This is a genomic window from Streptococcus parasanguinis (genome assembly GCF_047465465.1).
GTDB classification, from domain to species: domain Bacteria; phylum Bacillota; class Bacilli; order Lactobacillales; family Streptococcaceae; genus Streptococcus; species Streptococcus parasanguinis_AI.
In genome coordinates, this window is the sequence record NZ_JASGZU010000002.1 from 17,303 (window position 1) to 37,393 (window position 20,091).

15 protein-coding genes and 1 pseudogene are annotated in these 20,091 nt (G+C 43.0%); 2 read left to right on the forward strand and 14 right to left on the reverse strand.

From position 1 onward, the window contains the following. The first annotated feature begins 197 nt into the window (after positions 1-197). Positions 198-1,664, forward strand: coding sequence for a glucose-6-phosphate dehydrogenase (gene zwf, locus QM351_RS04530; protein ID WP_414326734.1), 1,467 nt, complete (start codon positions 198-200; stop codon positions 1,662-1,664). 91 nt (positions 1,665-1,755) lie between these two features. Here the strand turns inward: zwf and ftsY are convergent, their stop codons facing one another. From ftsY to yycF, 10 genes are all read right to left on the reverse strand, one after another. Beyond that, on the reverse strand, positions 1,756-3,360 hold the full coding sequence (gene ftsY, locus QM351_RS04535; protein WP_009731411.1) for a signal recognition particle-docking protein FtsY: 1,605 nt from the start codon (positions 3,358-3,360) through the stop codon (positions 1,756-1,758). Beyond that, on the reverse strand, positions 3,361-4,182 hold the full coding sequence (locus tag QM351_RS04540; protein WP_009731412.1) for a Cof-type HAD-IIB family hydrolase: 822 nt from the start codon (positions 4,180-4,182) through the stop codon (positions 3,361-3,363). It lies immediately after the preceding gene. Continuing rightward, positions 4,179-4,985, reverse strand: coding sequence for a Cof-type HAD-IIB family hydrolase (locus tag QM351_RS04545; protein ID WP_009731413.1), 807 nt, complete (start codon positions 4,983-4,985; stop codon positions 4,179-4,181). Before QM351_RS04545 ends, QM351_RS04540 begins: the two co-directional genes overlap by 4 nt. Continuing rightward, entirely contained in the window at positions 4,975-8,511 is a 3,537-nt protein-coding gene (gene smc / locus QM351_RS04550; protein WP_414326738.1) for a chromosome segregation protein SMC, read from the reverse strand. The genes QM351_RS04545 and smc overlap by 11 nt, the downstream gene beginning before the upstream one ends. Continuing rightward, positions 8,502-9,203, reverse strand: a complete 702-nt coding sequence (gene rnc / locus QM351_RS04555) for a ribonuclease III (RefSeq protein WP_009731415.1) — start codon at positions 9,201-9,203, stop codon at positions 8,502-8,504. The genes smc and rnc overlap by 10 nt, the downstream gene beginning before the upstream one ends. A gap of 99 nt (positions 9,204-9,302) precedes the next feature. After that, positions 9,303-9,689 carry a YbaN family protein gene (locus QM351_RS04560; RefSeq protein ID WP_061591308.1) on the reverse strand — a complete coding sequence of 129 codons (387 nt, stop codon included), beginning with the start codon at positions 9,687-9,689 and terminating at the stop codon, positions 9,303-9,305. Positions 9,690-9,722: 33 nt separating this feature from the next. Next, positions 9,723-10,268 (reverse strand): hypothetical protein, encoded by a 546-nt coding sequence (locus QM351_RS04565; RefSeq protein ID WP_414326741.1) that lies wholly within the window; start codon positions 10,266-10,268, stop codon positions 9,723-9,725. A 159-nt stretch (positions 10,269-10,427) separates the two neighbouring features. Further along, positions 10,428-11,237, reverse strand: coding sequence for an MBL fold metallo-hydrolase (locus QM351_RS04570; RefSeq protein WP_023918725.1), 810 nt, complete (start codon positions 11,235-11,237; stop codon positions 10,428-10,430). Positions 11,238-11,244: 7 nt separating this feature from the next. After that, the gene (vicK, locus tag QM351_RS04575; protein WP_195424568.1) at positions 11,245-12,597 is read right to left on the reverse strand and encodes a cell wall metabolism sensor histidine kinase VicK; all 1,353 of its coding nucleotides are present in this window, start codon (positions 12,595-12,597) and stop codon (positions 11,245-11,247) included. Beyond that, complete coding sequence (gene yycF, locus QM351_RS04580; RefSeq protein WP_414326743.1) at positions 12,590-13,291, reverse strand: response regulator YycF; 702 nt, start codon at positions 13,289-13,291, stop codon at positions 12,590-12,592. The genes vicK and yycF overlap by 8 nt, the downstream gene beginning before the upstream one ends. 850 nt (positions 13,292-14,141) lie before the next feature. Between yycF and QM351_RS04585 the strand changes: the two genes are divergently transcribed. Continuing rightward, positions 14,142-15,191: a DUF389 domain-containing protein gene (locus QM351_RS04585; protein WP_414326745.1), complete on the forward strand. Its 1,050-nt coding sequence runs from the start codon at positions 14,142-14,144 to the stop codon at positions 15,189-15,191. A gap of 214 nt (positions 15,192-15,405) precedes the next feature. Here the strand turns inward: QM351_RS04585 and thrS are convergent, their stop codons facing one another. From thrS to QM351_RS04605, 4 genes and pseudogenes are all read right to left on the reverse strand, one after another. Then, positions 15,406-17,349, reverse strand: a complete 1,944-nt coding sequence (gene thrS / locus QM351_RS04590; RefSeq protein WP_414326747.1) for a threonine--tRNA ligase — start codon at positions 17,347-17,349, stop codon at positions 15,406-15,408. A gap of 86 nt (positions 17,350-17,435) precedes the next feature. After that, positions 17,436-17,566 (reverse strand): annotated as a pseudogene (locus QM351_RS04595) (AAA family ATPase); the annotation flags it as partial. Between the two features lie 137 nt (positions 17,567-17,703). Further along, entirely contained in the window at positions 17,704-19,026 is a 1,323-nt protein-coding gene (locus QM351_RS04600; protein WP_414326749.1) for a glycosyltransferase family 4 protein, read from the reverse strand. Between the two features lies 1 nt (position 19,027). Further along, entirely contained in the window at positions 19,028-20,026 is a 999-nt protein-coding gene (locus QM351_RS04605) for a glycosyltransferase family 4 protein (protein WP_414326751.1), read from the reverse strand. Between the last annotated feature and the right edge of the window lie 65 nt (positions 20,027-20,091).

Genomic DNA, 20,091 nt, shown 5'->3' on the forward strand with positions numbered 1-20,091 from the left:
CTGACGTCCGTACTCACTTAAGGAAAGTTTTTTAATACTTTGTTTTCAACATGAAAGCTAGAACTTACCTGTGTTCTAGCTTTTTCTTTCACCGAGTCACACTCAATTAGAAATTGTGAGGAACTTAGTTTCTGTATAGGAAATCTTGTAGATTTTATGGTAAAATATGGTTAATAAAATAGGAAATAGGTACTTAAATGTCTTCAAAAGTTATTGTAACCATTTTCGGGGCCAGTGGAGATTTAGCCAATCGCAAACTCTACCCATCCCTTTTTAGACTCTATAAATCAGGAAATCTATCTGAACACTTTGCGGTTATCGGAACAGCCCGTAGACCATGGAGCAAAGAATATTTTGAATCAGTCGTGGTAGAATCCATCACAGACCTCGCAGATAGCCCTCAACAAGCCCAAGAATTCGCCAGTCATTTCTACTATCAAAGTCATGATGTCAATGATACCGAACATTACATCGCTCTGCGTGAATTGCAAAATAGCTTGGATGAAAAATACCAAACAGAACACAACAAGGTCTTCTTCTTGTCCATGGCCCCTCAATTTTTTGGAACTATTGCCAAACACCTGAAATCAGAAGGGATTGTCGATGGACAAGGTTTTGAGCGACTGATTGTTGAAAAACCTTTTGGTACAGACCTAGAAACGGCTAGTCAGCTCAACAAGGAATTGGAAGAAACCTTTGATGAGGAACAAATCTTCCGAATTGACCACTACCTTGGAAAAGAAATGATCCAAAACATCTTTGCTATCCGTTTCGGCAATCTCATTTTTGATAACCTATGGAACCGAGACTTTATTGACAATATCCAAATCACCTTTGCTGAACGCTTGGGTGTTGAAGAACGCGGTGGCTACTATGATCACTCAGGTGCCCTCCGGGATATGGTGCAAAACCACACTCTTCAGCTTTTGTCTTTGCTTGCCATGGATAAACCAGCTACCTTTACCAAGGATGCGATTCGAGCTGAAAAAGTTAAAGTTTTTGAGCAATTGCACAATCCAACAGATGAAGAATTAAAGAAATTCTTTATCCGTGGTCAATACCATTCAGGGACCATCGAAGGGAAAAAAGACATCTCTTATCGCAGTGAGCCCAATGTCGACCCTGAATCTACTACGGAGACCTATGCTTCTGGGGCATTCTTTGTTGATAGCGATCGCTTCCGTGGTGTGCCTTTCTTCTTCCGTACCGGAAAACGCTTGACGCAAAAAGGAACCATGGTCAATGTGGTCTTCAAGCAAACCGACTCCATCTTTGGACATAGCTTGCAACCAAATGTCTTGACAATTTATATCCAACCAAATGAAGGTTTCTCATTGAGCATCAACGGAAAAGAGGTCGGAGAAAAATTCAGCATCGCACCAATTTCCTTTGATTATGAAACAGATGCGACTGCAACTGGGGCTTCACCAGAGCCTTATGAAAAATTAATTTTCGACGTTTTGAACAATGACTCAACCAATTACAGCCACTGGCACGAAGTCCGTGCTTCATGGCAATTGATTGACCGGATTGAAAAACTATGGGCCGAAAATGGAGCACCGCTCTATGAATACAAGTCTGGATCCATGGGACCAACTGCATCCGATGATCTCCTTGCAGAATACGGAGCCGAATGGGTTTGGAAACCTGAACCTAAGAATTAAGGAAAGCCACCTTCGGGTGGTTTTTTTGATAGCGCAAGGAAACAAAAAGACAAATTGTCTTTTAAACAATTTGTCTTTTTCTATTTGACTCTTAAATCAAGCCTTCCAAGAGACCTCTCATGAAGTTTTCTGAATGGAATGGTCCGATGTCATCAATCTTTTCTCCAAATCCAATCAACTTCACCGGGATGTCCAATTCTTCACGGATCGCAAGAACAACCCCACCTCGAGCCGTTCCATCGATCTTGGTCAAGACAATCCCTGTCACAGGCGTAATTTTTGAAAACTCTTTGGCTTGCACCAAGGCATTTTGACCAGTTGAAGCATCAAGAGCCAGCAAGGTTTCATGCGGTGCATCAGGCACCACTCGCTTGATAATCCGGCCGATTTTTTCAAGCTCGGCCATGAGGTTATCCTTGTTTTGCAGACGACCTGCCGTATCAATCATCAGAACATCGATATTTTCAGCAATCGCGCGTTCCATTCCATCGAAGACGACACTAGCAGGATCTGATTTTTCAGGACCTGTCACAACTGGAACATCTACTCGGCGCCCCCATTCTGCCAGTTGAGCCACTGCTCCTGCACGGAAGGTATCTGCTGCAACCAACATGACTTTCTTGCCTTCTTGTTTGTATCGGTGGGCTAACTTCCCGATAGAGGTTGTTTTACCAACTCCATTTACTCCGACAAAGAGCATAACCGTGAGGCCATCTTGAAAACGAATGGCTTCATTAAATTGGCCATCCTTTTCATACAAGTCTACCAATTTTTCGATAATCACGCGCTTGAGAGCATCTGGTTTTTTAGCATTTTCCAAACGGGCCTCATAGCGCAACTCTTCGGTTAAATTAGAGGCAACTTGAACCCCAACGTCACTCATGATCAAGAGTTCTTCCAATTCTTCAAAGAATTCTTCATCGACTGAACGGAAATTCGCAAAGAAGGCATTGAGACGTGCGCCAAATCCAGTCCGTGTCTTTTTCAAGCTACGATCATATTTTTCCTGAATAGTTTCTTGCTGAGGTGCGACCTCGTCTTGAATCGGCTCCTCTGCCTCTTCAACAATTCTTTCCTCAACGGCTGATGCAGCTTCTCCTTCAGGAAGTCTGGACTCGGCTTCCGCTACTTCTGAAGTTTCCTCTACTTGAGCGATCGCTTCTGATGCTTCCGGTTCTGGAACCTTCACTTCTGTCGTGCTCACTTCTACTGGCTCAGCGTCAGGTGATGGTGACTCTTCTTCCAGTTTTATAACATCAATCTCATCTGCTTCTTCAACATGTTCAGTTTCTTCCGCTTCAGATTTCACTTCTTCAAGAGGCTCAGTTTCCGTTTCATCAGCTACAGGTGAAGCTTCTTCAGGAGTTTCTTGTGTTTGAGCAGGTTCAAAGACAACCGGAGACTCCTCTACAGGTGCTTGGTCTTCATAAGTCTCTGAAGTTCCAATTTCTTCAACAAGAGGCTCCTCTGATGGCTCTTCTTGAGTGACCTGATGAGTAGCTGCAATTCGCGCTTTGAGCTCTTGGTAATAAGCCTCCATATCAGCGATTTTTTGCTCTTCCTTGTCATTTAAGGTAGCCACTGGCTCCTCTTTGACAGTTTCTTCAACCTCATTACTTTCCGTCACTTCTTCAGAAGACGGAAGCACTTTTTCAGCTTCTTCTTTCTTTCCAAATAATCGATCAAATAATCCCATTTATTCACTCTCCTTTAACACATAATTTTCAATCGCCCATGCGACAGCATCTTGGTCATTGGTCACGGGTGCAACAAGTGCCGCCACCTCTTTCACTGCCGGGACCGCATTACCCATAGCAACCCCTAGTCCAGCCCACTGGATCATTGACAGGTCATTGGCTTCATCTCCACAGGCCATGACTTGATCTGCCTCAAGACCCAAAATAGAAGCCAGTGCCTCTAAGCCCGTTGCCTTATGAACATTTTTGGGGCACCATTCCAACAACATTTCCCTAGATTTAAAAATTTCATAGTCTTGAAATAAGTCCGGCCTGATCTGCTTGATCACCGTATCTAAAAAGTCTTGATCAACGGCTGTCACACACTTGTTGTAGGATAACGTAGATGGCAGGTCTTTAAAATCTGTATCAATAAAGTTCAGGTAGGGATTGTAAAGGGAATAGAGAGACTTTCGCTCTGAATGAATCTCATAAACCGTTCCCTCACTGATCGCATCCAGCGGAAGGCCGAGACGAGCTGTTTCATCATGAATGGTTGCAACATCTTCTGCTGCCAAGACAACTTTTGAGAGGATCTCTCCATTATTTCTCTGCACCAAGCCACCGTTGAAAGTAATTGTATACTCTTCTTTGAGGCCTGCTGTTCCCAATTCTTCCAAAAGAAAATCCATAGCTTTCAAGGGGCGACCAGTGGTTAGAACCACCTTGACACCTTTGGCCTGTGCAGCAGAAAGGGCTGCTCTATTGCGAGGAGAGATCTTTTTTTCAGAATTGAGAAGGGTCCCATCTAAATCCAGCGCAATCAAGGCAATCTGACTCATAGGATTTCCTCCATATAGCGTAGGACAGAACCCGTCTCATGGTGGCCGATGACTGTTTCAGCAATCGCTAAGATTTCAGGACGTGCATTTTCTGGCGCTACAGGATGGCCCACGACTTGCATCATATGGAGGTCATTTAGGTTATCCCCAAAAGCCATCACCTGATCCATCGTGATCCCTAGTTTATCCGCTAAGGCAGTAATCGCCACTCCCTTATCGACATAATCGAGGACAATATCAATCGATTCAAAGCCTGTCGTCATCGCTTTGACACCTGGGACATTCTCAGTGACCCATTGCTCTCCTTCAAGAACAAGAGCTGCATCGAAGTTGGTGGTCATTTTGAAGATTTCATCTTGAATATCGACTAAACTCTTCACTTTTTGAATATTTTCATTATAGTGTTGACTCAAGGCAAGATAGTCAGGATCCACTGTTTCTAGGACATAGCTCCCTTTTTTCCCTGTCAAAAGCAATTTATTGGGGTCTGCATAAGGGGAAGATTTTAGAGCTTCAAAAACACCCAAATAAAAGTCTTTGGACATGGTCGCTTCGTAGAGATCTTCTCCATGAAATTCTACCACACTACCATTTTCAGCAATGAAAATCATTTGGTCCTCAAATCCTTTAAAGAGGGATTTGAGAGAAAGGAGGGCACGGCCACTCGCAGCAGCAAAATAAATGCCTTTTTCTTTGCAGCTGGCTAATACCTTTCCTAATCGTTCTTGATCGTACTGATGTTGGTCATTTAGAAAGGTTCCATCCATGTCCGTAGCAATCAATTTAATATCATTATTCTTCATTTTCTAAGTCTTTCAATTTTACTGAGACGATTTTAGAAACCCCAGATTCCTGCATAGTCACCCCATAGATAGAATCTGCAGCTGACATGGTTCCCTTCCGGTGCGTCACGACGATAAATTGGCTTTCCTTATCAAAGCGGTTGAGGTAGTCTCCAAAACGCTTGACATTGGCTTCATCCAGGGCTGCCTCTACCTCATCCAGAATGACAAATGGAATAGTCTTGACACGAATAATCGAGAACAAGAGGGCCAAGGCAGACAAGGCCTTTTCTCCACCACTCATGAGGTTTAAGGATTGGATCTTTTTACCAGGTGGCTGCACAGAAATCTCAACACCAGCTGTCAGAAGATCCTGCTCTGTCAGAATCAAATCAGCAGAACCCCCACCAAACATTTGACGGAAAGTGACTTTAAAGGATTCACGAATGGCTTCAAAGGTTGATTTAAAGCGTTCCTTGACTTCGTCATTCATATCGTTGATGGTCGACAGAAGCATGTTTTTCGCAGCCAAGACATCCTCCCGCTGGCTAGAAAGGAAATCAAAGCGCCCTTTCACCTCATCGTACTGCTCGATCGCATCCACATTGACTGGTCCCAGTGCCTTAATATCTTTTTCGATGCTCTTGAGCTGACTTTCAGCTGCTGCAAGATTTTCAACAGGTTTGGCCTGCTCTTTGGCTTGGTCAAAGCTTTGCATAAATTCATCGGTAATTTGCGTTAAGAGCTTGTTCAAGCGATCCGCATGCTTTTCACGTGTTGCTTCAGCCTTGGCTTGTTGGCGAATCCACTCTTCGTTTTTCTTGCGCGCTTGTTCCATCTGTTCTGCCACATCTTCGGCCTGGCCTTCCAAATCATCCAGCTCAAAACGTTTCCGAATGACTCCTTGTTCCAAATCTGTCTTCTTGGCTTGCGCTTGTGTCAATTGATTGGATAGCTGCTCCACATCCACTGTCTGAACTTGGGCATCGCCTTGTTCAATCAGTAATTGCAACTGATGCTCTTCTACTTCCAACTGGGAGATCGTTTCTTCCAAGCGACGAGCATCTGTTTGTTCGTAGCTTTGTTGGCTCTTATATTCCGTCTGTTGGAGTCGCAATTCTGCCAATTGTTCTTGCAGGTTTTGTACCTTTTGTTGCAGAACATCTTTGTCCGACTTCATGGTTTCAATGTCGCGGTTCAAGTTTTCTTTATGAAGCTCAATCGCTGCCAATTGCTCAGTAAGGGACTCCAGCTCTTCTTGGAGAGTTTGGGTCGCATCTGTTGCCAATTCTGACTTCAAAGCTTCCAAGAGTTCCTGAATTTCTTGCAGTTGTTCTTGGCTTTGTTGGTAAGCCAATTGGGCCCTCTGTTGCTCCAGACGCGCTTGCTCACCCTGGCTTTGAATAGAGGCCAAGTATTCTTGCGCTTGCTTAAGCAGATTGTCCTTGGTCTCGACCTCCTGCTCTGCTTCTCTCAAACGAGCATCCAGAGCTTGCATTTCCTGTTTTAAACTATCTAATTCTGGTTTGACAAAGACCGTATTTTGGGAGCGATTGGCACCACCGGCATACGATCCTCCGGTCCGCAATTCGGTCCCATCCAGGGTTACCATCCGAACTTGATAGTTGACTGTACGAGCCGCCTCACGCGCATGTTCTGTCGTGTCAAAGATGGCCGTTACTCCAAGCAAGTTTTGAAAAATCTGTTCAAAACGATGCTCATAGGTCACCAAGTCACTCGCAATTCCTAGAAATCCTGGACTGGTTTGAATCAACTCCAGATTACGAGGAGAAAGTTGACGAGCTTTGATTGTCGTTAGCGGGAGGAAAGTTGCCCGTCCCAAACGATTGCGTTTCAAGAAGTCAATCGCTCGCGTTGCCGCCTTTTCATCCTCGACAATGATCTGTTGGCTACTAGCCCCCAGAGCAATTTCAAGCGCTGTCTGGTAGTCTTTTGAGAAGCTCAAATTCTCACTAACAGCCCCACAGATGCCTCCTAGACGTTCTGCTTCTTGTAAGACGCTCTTGACGCCTGCATAGAAGTTACTATGGTTCTTCTGAATGGCTTCCAAGCTATTGATCCGTGCCCGTTTGTTTTTGCTCTCATCCATCAAGTCAAACATAGCCGTTTGAGCCTCTTGGTAGGCAGCTTTGGCCTGATCCACTTTTACCAATTGATCTTGGTATTCTGTTAATAGACCTTTGACCGTCGCTTGTGCCTGATCCAACTCTTCCAATTGTCGAACTTCTTTTTCCTTGGCAGCTTCAAAATTGGATTGCGCCTTGATCAAGTCCTCTTGACGATGACTAGATTCTTGTAGGAGCGCTTGAATTCGGCTCTCAATCGCTGTCCGCTCATTAGATTTTTCGGCTTCTGTCTGTAAGAGCTTCACATACTGCTCACGTAGATGCTCAATGACTTGTTCCGGATCTTCTTCATAGTTGGCTAATTCTTTTTCCAACTCTTCTTGTTGCTGACGGTTCTCTATCAGTCTTTGTTGAAGAGTTGCTAGCGTCTCTTGCTTTTGAGCCAGCTCTTCTTTCGCTTCTTCCAGACGGGCCAAAACAGCATCCAGTCGCTCTAGATTTTCCTTGCGACTATGGGCTGCCTGACTCGATTGCAACTTAGCGACTTCGATTTGCTTTTCCAAATCACTGATCAAACGAGTGACCTCTAGCAAGCTCGCCTGGTCCTCAGCCAAGCTCGCATCCAACTGATGGCGGGCTTTCTTAATACGGAGGTTATCTTCTTCTAAAATCTGACGACGTTGGTAATAAGAGGCCAACTGTTCTTGAATGGCTTTCTCTTCTTGGTCAGCCTTTTCATAAAGGTCCTTTGTCAGATCGACTTGAGCGACCAAAACGTTCAGTAAGAGAACCTGGCGTTCTTGGTCTAATTCCAAGAAACGACGAGCAACCGTCGCTTGCTTTTCAAGAGGTTGGATTTGTCCTTCTAATTCATAGAGGATGTCCTCTAGACGGTCCAAATTCTCCTGGGTTTGGTTGAGTTTGGTCTCGGTTTCCTTGCGCCGTGTCTTAAATTTCAAGACACCAGCAGCTTCTTCAAAGATAGCCCTGCGTTCTTCCGGTTTGGAGTTAAAGATCTCCTCTACCCGACCTTGGGAGATAATAGAGAAGGAATCCCGTCCCAATCCCGTATCCATGAACAAATCATGCACATCTCTGAGACGCACCTTCTTACCATCGATCTTATACTCGCTGTCTCCCGAGCGATAAATATGGCGTTCGACCCGAATTTCTTTACCTGCCTGTTGGATAAAACCACCCTGGTTATCCAAGACAACCGTTACACAAGCATAATTCAGAGGTTTACGCGATTCTGTCCCTGCAAAGATGACATCGGGCATCTTGCCCCCACGCAGACTCTTGACACTGGATTCTCCTAAGGCCCAGCGCAAGCTCTCCGTGATATTTGATTTTCCAGATCCATTAGGCCCTACAACAGCAGTAACCCCTTTGTCAAATACGACTTTTGTCTTATCCGCAAAGGATTTAAAGCCTTGGATTTCAATCTCTTTTAGATACATGGCCCATCATTCCTCGTTTCAACTGCATTGCGGGCTGCTTCCTGTTCCGCTAATTTCTTGGAGCGACCATGGCCGTGCCCTAGGGTTTTACCGTTCACGAACACTTCCACTTCAAACTCCTTTGCATGAGCAGGGCCGGACTCGCTGACCACTTGGTACTGGATCTCCACATCCCCGTGAACCTGCAACAGTTCTTGCAAACGGGTCTTGTAGTCAATAACTTGGGAAAATTGACCCGTTTCCACCTTGGGAATCATAACCTGATAGACAAAGCGCTTGACCGCTTCCACACCTTGATCTAAGAGCAAGGCACCTAAAAAGGCTTCAAATAAATCGCCAAGAATCGTATCGCGGTCCCGACCGCCTGATTTTTCTTCGCCTTTGCCTAGTTTGATATAACGATCAAATTGGCAATCCCGAGAAAAACCAGCCAAACTTTCTTCACGGACAATCATGGAACGGAATTTAGACAAATCTCCCTCAGGTCTGTTTGGGTGTTCCTTGTACAAATATTCGGAAATAACTAATTGAAGAACAGCGTCTCCTAAAAATTCCAAACGTTCGTTATGTGAAATTTTTAAGAGACGGTGCTCATTTGCATAAGAGGTGTGTGTGAAAGCTGTATCTAATAAACTGCTATCTGAAAAAACGATCTGAAACCGTTCCGATAACAGGGCTTGTAATTTCTCCATAGGAAGCCTACTTTCTAATAAATTCATACCTTTAAGTATACCAAAAAAGAAGCACGAACGCACTTCTTTTCCTAGTTCTATGGCCTGATTTCTCCATTTTTAATCAGGATCTTCGTCTGTTTGATTTTCCGGCTTATTGGGGATCACTTTTAAGAGATAAAAGGTGATAAAAATCGTCAAAGCCCCTAAAGCAAGCTTCACCCAAATAATCGGTGCTAGATAAATGGAAATGCCCATCAGAATGTAGATCTGAAGAAGGATCCATTTTTTCCGTTCTTTGGCAATCGATTTGGTCTCTCGATAATCCGCTACATAGGTTTGATAAAGCTTGGTTTGGTAAAGCCAAGTTTCAAAGCGTTTGGAACTTTTGGCAAAGCAAGCCATAGATAAGAGTAAAAAGGGTGTTGTCGGTAAAATAGGCAAAGGAATCCCAATAATTCCTAGTCCCAATGATATAAAACCAATCGTAAGATAAACAAGGCGCATTTTCTTCTCCTTTGTATGTTTCTTTTTTCGTAATCACTCTACAGCGTTCACATCTGACATTTGAAGTGTCATCTTAGAGGGGTCTGACATTCCATCGACAATCGCCATTTGCTCCTCGTTCAATGGTAATAATATCATAGTTGCTGTATGAGAGGGTAATTCTCCACTATCTTTGATGAAATAGCTAACCTTTTGATTCTTAAAAATAGTCTTGCCATCATAAGACCACGTAATTGAAAAATTTAAATCTTTCTTGATATTTACATCTGTCTTATTGACCAACATGAGCGCTGCTCTTCCTTCAGAAATAGCTCCCGTGAAGTAGAGCGCCATATTACCTTCACTTCCGAGTTCAGGATGTTCCTTGACCAATTTTTTTCCTAACTCAATTAGCTCAGATGTTTTACCTTCATACTGAGGTGCAACCACAAATTTCAATTCTTTTTCTTCTTTAGAAGACTCTGATACTTTAGTTTCCTTCGCCGTTTGAGTGGAGGTTGACTCTTTCGTATCTTGCTTAGACTGACTACAAGCTGTTAAAGCAACTAAACTTGCCAGTAATAACATCATCTTTTTCATTTTTCATTTCTCCACTTCTTTGATTGTACAAAACGTGACTCTCATTCAGAATTCGCTCTTTCTTATCATACACAAATTTAGGGCAAAGAGCAAATTCATTAGTAGATGAAGGGATTTTAATCAGAAATAAAAAAAACCACCCGCAGGTGGTTCTCTATCTTATATCTTCGTCAAAGGGGTCGCGGTGTCTGGTGATGTATCCAGCACCTCAAAATCATGACCGACTGCTAGATCTGCTCTGGCCAGTTGGTTCTCCATGGTCATATGGGCCAATTCTTTGATATTGTTCTCCTTTGACAAATGCCCCAGATAAATCTTCTTGGTGCGATTTCCCAAGGTCCGGATCATGGCATCTGCCCCATCTTCATTAGAAAGGTGGCCTAGGTCAGACAAGATCCTTTGCTTCAAACGCCAAGCATACGATCCTGCTCGAAGAATTTCTACATCATGGTTGGACTCAATCAGATAGCCATCTGCATCTGCGACGATTCCTGCTAAGCGATCACTCACATAGCCCGTATCCGTCAGCATAACAAAGCTCTTGCCATCCTTCATAAAGCGATAGAATTGAGGGGCAGCTGCATCGTGACTAACCCCAAAACTTTCGATATCGATATCACCAAATGTCTTGGTTTTGCCCATCTCAAAGATATGTTTTTGAGCATCATCGACCTTGCCTAGATACTTGGTGCCTTCCATGGCCTTCCAAGTGGCTTCATTAGCATAGAGATCCATCCCATATTTCCGCGCTAAAACACCCACACCATGGATATGGTCTGAGTGTTCGTGCGTAATCAGAATGGCATCTAAATCTTCTGGTTTGCGATCAATTTCAGCCAATAGTCCCGTAATCTTTTTCCCTGATAGCCCTGCATCAATGAGCAGTTTTTTCTTTGGTGTCTCAAGGTAGAAAGAATTTCCACTAGAACCTGAAGCTAAAATACTGTACTTAAATCCCTCTTCTGTCATTGACTCCTTATTCTTCCTCTTCTGTATCCCAGTCGTCTTTAATCGCATCTTTGTCGTACGGCAAGACAATGGTAAAGGTAGATCCCTTACCATATTCACTCTTGGCCCAAATAAAGCCTTTGTGTTGCTTAACGATCTCCTTAGCAATGGCTAAGCCCAGACCAGTCCCACCTTGGGCCCGGCTACGTGCCTTATCCACTCGGTAAAAGCGATCAAAAATGCGAGGCAAGTCTTTCTTTGGAATCCCCAAGCCCTCATCTGAGATGGAGATAATCAACTGGGCATCTGTCGTTTTCATCCCTACCTTGATCTTTCCACCGTCAGGTGAGTACTTGATGGCATTGTTCAAGATATTGTCGATCACCTGGGTCATTTTATCCGTATCAATTTCAACCCAGATCGGGGTGATCGGGTATTCCCGGATCAGTTCATACTTCTTAGTATCTTCTTGCGATTGACTCTTGATCTTATCAAACCGGTTTAAAATAAAGGTAATAAAGGCCGTAAAGTTGGTCAACTCGATGTCCAACTGACTGGTTTCATTATCGATTCGTGACAAGCTCAAAAGATCTGTGACCATGCGCATCATGCGGTTGGTTTCATTGAGTGAAACCTTGACAAAATCTGGTGCCACCGGCTCTGACAAAGCGCCATCATCTAGGGCTTCCAGATAGGATTTCACACTGGTCAAAGGTGTTCGCAGTTCATGACTCACATTGGAGACAAAGAGGCGACGTTCCCGTTCTTCCTTGTCCTGTTCTGTCGTATCGTGCAAGACAGCTACCAGACCAGAGATAAAACCTGATTCGCGACGAATCAAGGCAAAGCGCACACGAAGGCTTAAGTACTCCCCATTTTCATCCTGGGAATCGATGGTTAACTCTGGTACTTCAGTAATCAAGCTTCGCAAATCATAGTCGTCTCCAAGCGAAAGCAAATCAAGAATACTGGTATTGAGAACCTCGTCCGGATTGACATTCAATTGCTTGGCTGCCATTTCATTGACCATGATGATCTGACCCCGTCTATTGGTCGCAAGCACTCCATCTGTCATATAGGCTAGAATACTAGTCAGCCGCTTGGTTTCCTGCTCTAAGTTTTCATGCGTCAGACGAATGACCTCAGATAGATCATTGATACTGTTGGTCATATCGGTCAGCTCTGGACTTCCTTGCATGTCAACCACTTCAGAGTAATCCCCAGCAATCAGATCTTTAATTTTGGCGTTTAGTTGTCGGAGCTTGATATTGTCCCTACGGTTTTCTAGGAGAAGCAAGGCAACCACAATGATAAACCCAACCGTAATCAGAACAAAGACAAAGTTCGACGACATGACAAATTGTTTTATTAGATCAATCATTGTTTCTCATATAATATCCGACACCACGGCGGGTCAAGATATATTCTGGACGTCCCGGTGTGTCCTCGATTTTTTCACGCAAACGACGAACCGTCACATCCACCGTCCGAACATCACCAAAGTAATCATAGCCCCACACCGTCTCAAGAAGGTGCTCACGGGTCATGACTTGACCGACATGGGTCGCAAGGTGATAGAGCAATTCAAACTCACGATGGGTCAAGTCCAATTCTTTGTTGGCCTTTTGAACCAAGAAAGCATCTGGAAGAATGTGAAGATCACCAATGATAATTTCCGTATCGGCCTCATTTTCAAGCTGAGGATCAGCCGCAAACTCGGAACGACGTAACAAGGCTTTCACACGCGCTTGCAATTCCCGATTAGAGAAGGGTTTGGTTACATAGTCATCTGCCCCAATTTCAAGACCGATCACCTTATCAAATTCCGTATCTTTAGCAGATAGGACAATGATGGGCACATTGCTGGTCTTGCGAATGGTACGCGCCACTTCCAGACCATCAATCTCTGGCAACATCAAATCTAGAATAATAATATCCGGATTCTCAGCCGCAAAGACTTCCAAAGCTTCCCGGCCATCAAAGGCTGTCAAGACTTCATAGCCCTCTTTTGCCATGTTAAATTTGATAATATCTGAAATTGGTTTTTCATCATCAACTACTAATATTTTTTTCATCTTACATACCTGTTTCTAATGCTTCTTTTCCTAATCAATCTCTATTTTCTTATTATATCAAACTTATGAAGAAATGTGGAGCCTCAATTGCTGGACTTTCCAATAAGAAAGGGTAAAACAGACCGAGAAGTTAAAATCTCAGTCTCAGAAAAAACGAATGTTATGTAGAAGATAAAATCACTTGAGTGATTCTAAAAAAAGTTAATTTCCTACTTGCTAGAAGGAATGAATCATTTATTAAAAACTTTCCGTCGTGAGAAAAATGAGAGTGGGACAGAAATCGGTCATTCGTTAGAATTCGATTTCGTCGTCCCACCTCCGCACAGTTGAGTAGGGCTGTAAAAGCTGATGAAATCAGCGTAGTAGAGCCCACTCAACCACTGCGTCTTGCTCGATAATCCAAAGACAATTGAGAGACTAAAACTTCTGTCCCACTCTCACTCGGGAGTTTTGGAACTTCATAGAAGTTCGCTGACGTTCTTACTCACCTAAGGAAGGTTTTTTAGATTGTTTTATCCTCAATCTTTTTATTTTTTCATTATTTCTCAACACGTGATTTGTTGGCGATATTAGCTAGGATTGCTGCTACAAACTCATCATGTTTAAACATTAAAACGGTATCTACTTTCAGAGGAGATATCGTTTTTCTTCTTCGGATAAGGATACAAAAATTTCTTCCTTGAAAGATCGTAAAATTCTTGATATAGTATGTTGGATGGACTGATGGATATTTAAAGGATAATCTTCAATAGAATGACAGATGAGGATTAAAAATATGTAAGATTGGAAAAAAGTCTCTCTACCATCATCCATGCAGAAACAAAATTATATGAAATAAAAGGAGTAACCAATGACCGGAAACTATTCAACAAGGGAATACCGTGAGAAATTATATGATGACCTTCATGTTCGATTAAGTAATATATTGATTTTAATGTGTTCGATTTTTATTGCCTCTATAGGCCTAAATATGAATTCAACAGCTGTCGTTATTGGAGCTATGCTGATTTCCCCTCTTATGACACCGATTGCTGGACTGGGGTTTGGTTTAGCTATTTTTGATACGCGTTTAATCGAGCAATCTCTAAAGGTTTTATTTACTCAAGTATTGGTCAGTTTGCTTGTATCGGCTCTGTATTTCTGGATTTCTCCCTTATCTTATGCAAGTAGCCAGTTGATTGCACGAACCTCTCCAACCATTTGGGATGTTCTCATTGCTATTGCGGGTGGGATAGCAGGTGTCATTGGTTCAAGGAAAAAAGAAGCAAACAATATCGTACCAGGAGTAGCCATCGCAACAGCTCTGATGCCACCTATCTGCACTGCGGGTTATGGCTTAGCTAGTGGAAATGTACGATTTTTATTTGGGGCTCTTTATCTTTTTTCGATCAACTGTGTCTTTATCATGCTAACCAACATTGTTGGAACAAAAATTATGATGAAAAAATCTGCCTTAAGTTCATTTAAAGAGCTAAACATTAAAATGAAAATTGGCTTGATATCCTTGATTGTATTATTGGTTCTTCCAGCCAGCTATTCAGCAGTCACTCTGACGATGAATGAAAAACGAAAACAAGAGATCAAACAGTTCGTAGGAAAAGAGTTCTCCAATTATACGGTCATTAATCAAGTTTACAAGTCAAAGAAAAATGAATTGGTCTTGACGGTTGTTGGAGATCCGATTTCAGAAGAAGAATTAGAAACCATTCGCCAAAAACAAGCCTCTTACGGTATTGAATCTGTTCAATTGAAAGTCAATCAAGTCCATAATTCGCAAAAATTAGATAGTGAGATGACCAAGGAATTTTATGAAAACATTGACAAGTATATCGATCAAAAACTCTCTGAAAAAGATTCACAAGATGACCTCGTAAAAGAAAATGAAGCAGACAAGGATTGAGGATAGTCAACTTATCTAACTCATGGAAGTAAATCTTGGGAAGAGATCTTATATCCAAAAGTTGGTGGATAGAAACGGATGTTGATGAAAATTCCATTTGTGGTGGTTTGACCAATTACGATACTAGCTCAGGTTAAATAAAATATAAAAAAGCAACAACTGAAATAGTTGTTGCTTTTTCTTACTGAAAAATGTTTCCCAGACTGTGATCGTTTTATTTCTCAACACGAGATTTATTTGCAATATCTGTAAGAATCAATTCTACAAATGCATCTACCGGCATGGTTTCTGTTTCTTTTTGACCATAACGGCGAACGTTTACAGCCTGCTCTTCCATTTCCTTGTCCCCAACGATCAATTGGTAAGGAATTTTTTGAGTTTGAGAAGCACGAATCTTGAACTGCATTTTTTCATTGCGTTCATCCACATCAGCACGAACCCCACGGTCACGGAGTTTCTTAGCCACTTCCCAAGCATAGTCCACGTGTTTTTCGTTAGATACTGGGATGAGAGTTACTTGGTGTGGCGCAAGCCAGGTTGGGAAAGCTCCCTTGTAGTTTTCAATCAAGATCGCAGTAAAGCGTTCCATGGTTGAGATTACCCCACGGTGGATCATGACTGGACGGTGTTCTTCCCCGTCTGCTCCAATGTAATGAAGATCAAATCGTTCTGGAAGCAAGAAGTCCAATTGGATAGTTGAAAGAGTTTCTTCTTTACCAAGAGCTGTTTTCACTTGGATATCCAATTTTGGTCCGTAGAAGGCTGCTTCCCCTTCAGCTTCATAGTACTCAACACCCATATCATCAACGGCTGCTTTCAACATGCGTTGAGCATTTTCCCACATTTCATCGTTATCAAAGTATTTGTGTTTGTCTTCAGGATCACGGTAAGACAAGCGGAAACGGTAATCTGTCAAGTTAAAATCTTCATACACATCGATGATCAATTGAAGGATCTTCTTGAATTCTTCCTCGATTTGTTCTGGAGCCACAAAGGTATGACCATCATTCAGAGACATTTCACGCACACGTTGAAGTCCTGTAAGGGCACCAGATTTTTCATAACGGTGCATCATACCGATTTCAGCGATACGGATTGGCAATTCGCGGTAAGAGTGAACATGGTGTTTGTAAACTTCGATGTGGTGAGGACAGTTCATTGGACGAAGAACAAACTCTTCTCCATCCCCCATATCCATTGGTGGGAACATGTCTTCACGGTAGTGATCCCAGTGACCTGACGTCTTATAAAGTTCTACAGAAGCAATTGGTGGAGTGTAGACGTGTTGGTAGCCCGCAGCGACTTCCTTGTCTACGATGTAGCGTTCCAACTCACGACGGATGGTCGCACCATTTGGCAACCAGAAGGGAAGCCCTTGACCAACTTCTTGAGAAATCATGAACAAATCAAGCTCTTTCCCAAGTTTACGGTGGTCACGCTCTTTAGCTTCTTCACGCATTTGAAGGTAGTTCTTCAAGTCTTTCTTGTCGAACCAAGCAGTACCGTAGATCCGTTGCATCATCGCATTGTCGCTATTTCCACGCCAGTACGCACCTGCCACATTCAAAAGGTGGAAGATTTGGATACGACCAGTTGATGGGACGTGTGGGCCACGGCAAAGGTCAACGTATTCACCTTGACGGTAGATGGTCAAACCACCTTCATCTTCAGAGTGTTCTTCGATCAATTCCAATTTGTATGGATCATTTTTAAAGATTTCACGCGCTTCATCTTTAGTCACTTCTTCACGAATAGATGGGAAGTTTTCTTTAACGATTTTCTTCATTTCTTCTTCGATACGAGGAAGGTCTTCGTTAGAGATTTGACCAGCTTGGTTGTCTGTATCGTAGTAGAAACCATCTTCGATGGCTGGACCGACACCCAAGTGAATATCAGGGAAGAGGCGACGAGCTGCTTGAGCGAACAAGTGAGCTGCTGAGTGACGCAAGATTGGAAGAGCATCTTCGTGATCAGGTGTCACAATTTCGATGCTTCCATCTTCAGTGATAGCACGAGTGGTGTCAATCAATTTGCCGTTGAATTTACCAGCAAGAGCTTTTTTAGCCAAAGAATTGCTGATGGATTGAGCAATGTCAAAAGTTGTAACGCCAGATTCGAATTCACGAACAGCGCCATCTGGGAAAGTAATTTGAATCATGATTTTCTCCTTATAAAGTTTTTAGTAGCTAAATGGCTGAGAGGTGTCTTTGAACATTGGAATCGTCACCCCTTTAGATTTCTTGATCAAGAAATCAAAAAAGCGACCTCCTCGAAAGGACGTCGCAACGTGGTTCCACCTTCATTTATGTTCCTCAAAAAAGAGGGACACCTCTGATTGGCTCTAACGTAGCCACCGTTTTATGTTTGCATAAAAAGTATCTCGAGTAGTCCCAAATCTATCCTCTACGCGATTTCCAGCTCCACGCGCTCTCTATCAGATTTCCTAGATTTGATATGTCTCTGTCAGTTATTATAGCACGATTGAAAAATTTTGCAAGAGAAAGTTTCATTTTCAATCAAAGAAATGCGTAATTTTACGGATTTTCTTCACCTGTTTGACAGACGCCTTCATTATCTTCACAGATCCATTAACCGGAAGAGCAATGACTTTGGTTGGGATTTTCACAATGGTCTTGGACATTCGCTTAACCCGACTTTGTTCTGGGTTCAAGTCATTTGAGAAGTCTTTAGAGATGATTTTATCCAGATAAAATTCATAGACTCGACGGCCGAAGGTTGCAGCAGAAATATCATCGATCTTTTCTGCCCACTTGGTCTCGTCGATTGCAGGCATCTCGTCAATCGCTTCAAGAATCGCTTGGGCCAGATCGCTCTCCTCATAAAAGAGTTTCCCAAACATAGGGTCATCAATCACATGATCGAGATAAGGATTGCCATGAGCGATGATCGGGGTACCACTCGCAATACTCTCTAAATAGGTCAGACCTTGCGTCTCACTCGTTGAAGCTGAAATAAAGAAGTCAGCCGCCTTATAGTAGAGTGCTGTCTCATTTGGCGGGATCATCCCTGTAAAGACAATAGCATCTGATACGCCAAGTTTCGCCGCTTGTTTTTTCAGATCATCCAAATAAGGTCCATCCCCAGCCACAATCAACTTAACTTTCGAATTGACCTGAAGGACATCAGGAAGGGCCGAAATGACAGCCTGAATATTTTTTTCATAAGAGACCCGCGACAGGCTCAATAAAAGCGTTTCATCTTCTGCTACTTCATATTTTTCACGAAGAGCCGCTGTCTCTGTCGGAGTGATTTCTGGCCGGTCAAACTTGGCCAAATCAATCCCTGTCGGAATAATGCGTTTTTCTGCCTTGACCTTGTACTTTTGGAGCAAGTCATAGACGATCTCGCTTGGGCAGATGACGCCGTCCAGATCATTCATATAACTTCTCACAATGTATTTGACCATACTTGGGCGAATGACCATGCCTCTCGCAATATAGCGGACATAGTCCTCATACTGGGTATGGTAGGTATGAATGACTGGAATCCGCAATTCACGTCCAATCCAAACTCCCAAAAGGCCTAGTGAAAACTCAGTCTGGGTATGGATAATATCCAACTGGTATTGCTTGGCAATGGCAAGTGCCTTTGAAAAACCACGATAAGCAACCCGGCGGTCCTTAAAGGCGAAGAAAGGCACACTTGGAATCCGAATAATTTGCCAATCTTCATAGCGGTTCACATCTTTATCCGTTGTCGTAAAGATAAAGACCGTGTGACCTAATTTTTCTAATTCTGTTTTGAGCGTCCGAATGCTGGTCGCCACTCCCGAAACTTGCGGGAAATAGGTATCTGTAAATAATCCTACACGCATCTTACATCTCCAAAACTGTTTGATAGGCTTCGACCAATTGATGAGCCACTAAGTCGATCGAACGACTCTCAGCAACCTTGTAGCCAGCCTCCCGCTTATCTACTTGTCCGTTCAAGACCTTGTTCAAGGAATTCACAAATTCATCCACATTGTGGCACAATTCAGATGAGCTCTCGTCGATCCAGCCATTATATACGGGAATGTCCCGCAAGACCGTATGCTGATGACTAGCCAAGGCTTCTAAAACAACGATTCCTTCCGTTTCTTCATAAGATGGGAAGAAGAAAGCATCTGAACCCGTCATAGCCCCTTGGAAGACCGCTCCCTTGAAATAGCCAGGGAATTCCACATTACTAGGATGATCCTTTTCCACTATACGACGAATCTTACGTGGAATGATCCATTTGTTAATCGATCCAAGCCAAATAAAGCGCACATCGGGCATGCGACGGGCCACTTCTACGAAATCTTCAATCCCTTTGCGTTTAAAATACAGCCCCGCACAGATAACAACTTTTTGGCCTTCTTGGATATTAAAATGCTTGCGAAAGACTTCTTCTTTTTTCGGATCCTTCTTGTATTTTTCCAAATCAATCCCATTGGAGACCGCAATAATCGGAGTTGTCACCCCATAAGACTGAATCAGGTGCTTGGAATACTCAGATGGCGTGATCACATAGTCTGCCTTTTGGTACATGTGAGCCAGATACTTTCCAAACAAGGGCGCAAAAAAGTTCGACCCGATAAAGGAATTTTCAAAATCCTCACGGGTTGAATGACCATGCATGATAACTTTCTTTCCACGACGTTTTGCTGCATGGAGCAAAAGGAAACTCCGTGGGCCATAGGTATTGATATGCACCACATCATAATCTCCTAAAATATCTGTCGTATACGGAATCCCAGCCAAATCAAGCGCATGCATTTGGTGCTGCAAGGCTCGACCAATTCCTGATTTTTGTAATACGGATTTTCCTTCTAAATACAGTAAAACTTTCATACCTTCTATTATACCGAAATAAAGAGTGCCCAGCAAGTCTCTACCTGTTTGCAGTATAAAAAAGA

Excerpts from the sequence above, each read along its gene's own strand:
- zwf (WP_414326734.1), top strand. The coding sequence starts at position 198 with ATGTCTTCAAAAGTTATTGTAACCATTTTCGGGGCCAGTGGAGATTTA.
- ftsY (WP_009731411.1), bottom strand. The coding sequence starts at position 3,360 with ATGGGATTATTTGATCGATTATTTGGAAAGAAAGAAGAAGCTGAAAAA.
- QM351_RS04540 (WP_009731412.1), bottom strand. The coding sequence starts at position 4,182 with ATGAGTCAGATTGCCTTGATTGCGCTGGATTTAGATGGGACCCTTCTC.
- QM351_RS04545 (WP_009731413.1), bottom strand. The coding sequence starts at position 4,985 with ATGAAGAATAATGATATTAAATTGATTGCTACGGACATGGATGGAACC.
- smc (WP_414326738.1), bottom strand. The coding sequence starts at position 8,511 with ATGTATCTAAAAGAGATTGAAATCCAAGGCTTTAAATCCTTTGCGGAT.
- rnc (WP_009731415.1), bottom strand. The coding sequence starts at position 9,203 with ATGGAGAAATTACAAGCCCTGTTATCGGAACGGTTTCAGATCGTTTTT.
- QM351_RS04560 (WP_061591308.1), bottom strand. The coding sequence starts at position 9,689 with ATGCGCCTTGTTTATCTTACGATTGGTTTTATATCATTGGGACTAGGA.
- QM351_RS04565 (WP_414326741.1), bottom strand. The coding sequence starts at position 10,268 with ATGAAAAAGATGATGTTATTACTGGCAAGTTTAGTTGCTTTAACAGCT.
- QM351_RS04570 (WP_023918725.1), bottom strand. The coding sequence starts at position 11,237 with ATGACAGAAGAGGGATTTAAGTACAGTATTTTAGCTTCAGGTTCTAGT.
- vicK (WP_195424568.1), bottom strand. The coding sequence starts at position 12,597 with ATGATTGATCTAATAAAACAATTTGTCATGTCGTCGAACTTTGTCTTT.
- yycF (WP_414326743.1), bottom strand. The coding sequence starts at position 13,291 with ATGAAAAAAATATTAGTAGTTGATGATGAAAAACCAATTTCAGATATT.
- QM351_RS04585 (WP_414326745.1), top strand. The coding sequence starts at position 14,142 with ATGACCGGAAACTATTCAACAAGGGAATACCGTGAGAAATTATATGAT.
- thrS (WP_414326747.1), bottom strand. The coding sequence starts at position 17,349 with ATGATTCAAATTACTTTCCCAGATGGCGCTGTTCGTGAATTCGAATCT.
- QM351_RS04600 (WP_414326749.1), bottom strand. The coding sequence starts at position 19,026 with ATGCGTGTAGGATTATTTACAGATACCTATTTCCCGCAAGTTTCGGGA.
- QM351_RS04605 (WP_414326751.1), bottom strand. The coding sequence starts at position 20,026 with ATGAAAGTTTTACTGTATTTAGAAGGAAAATCCGTATTACAAAAATCA.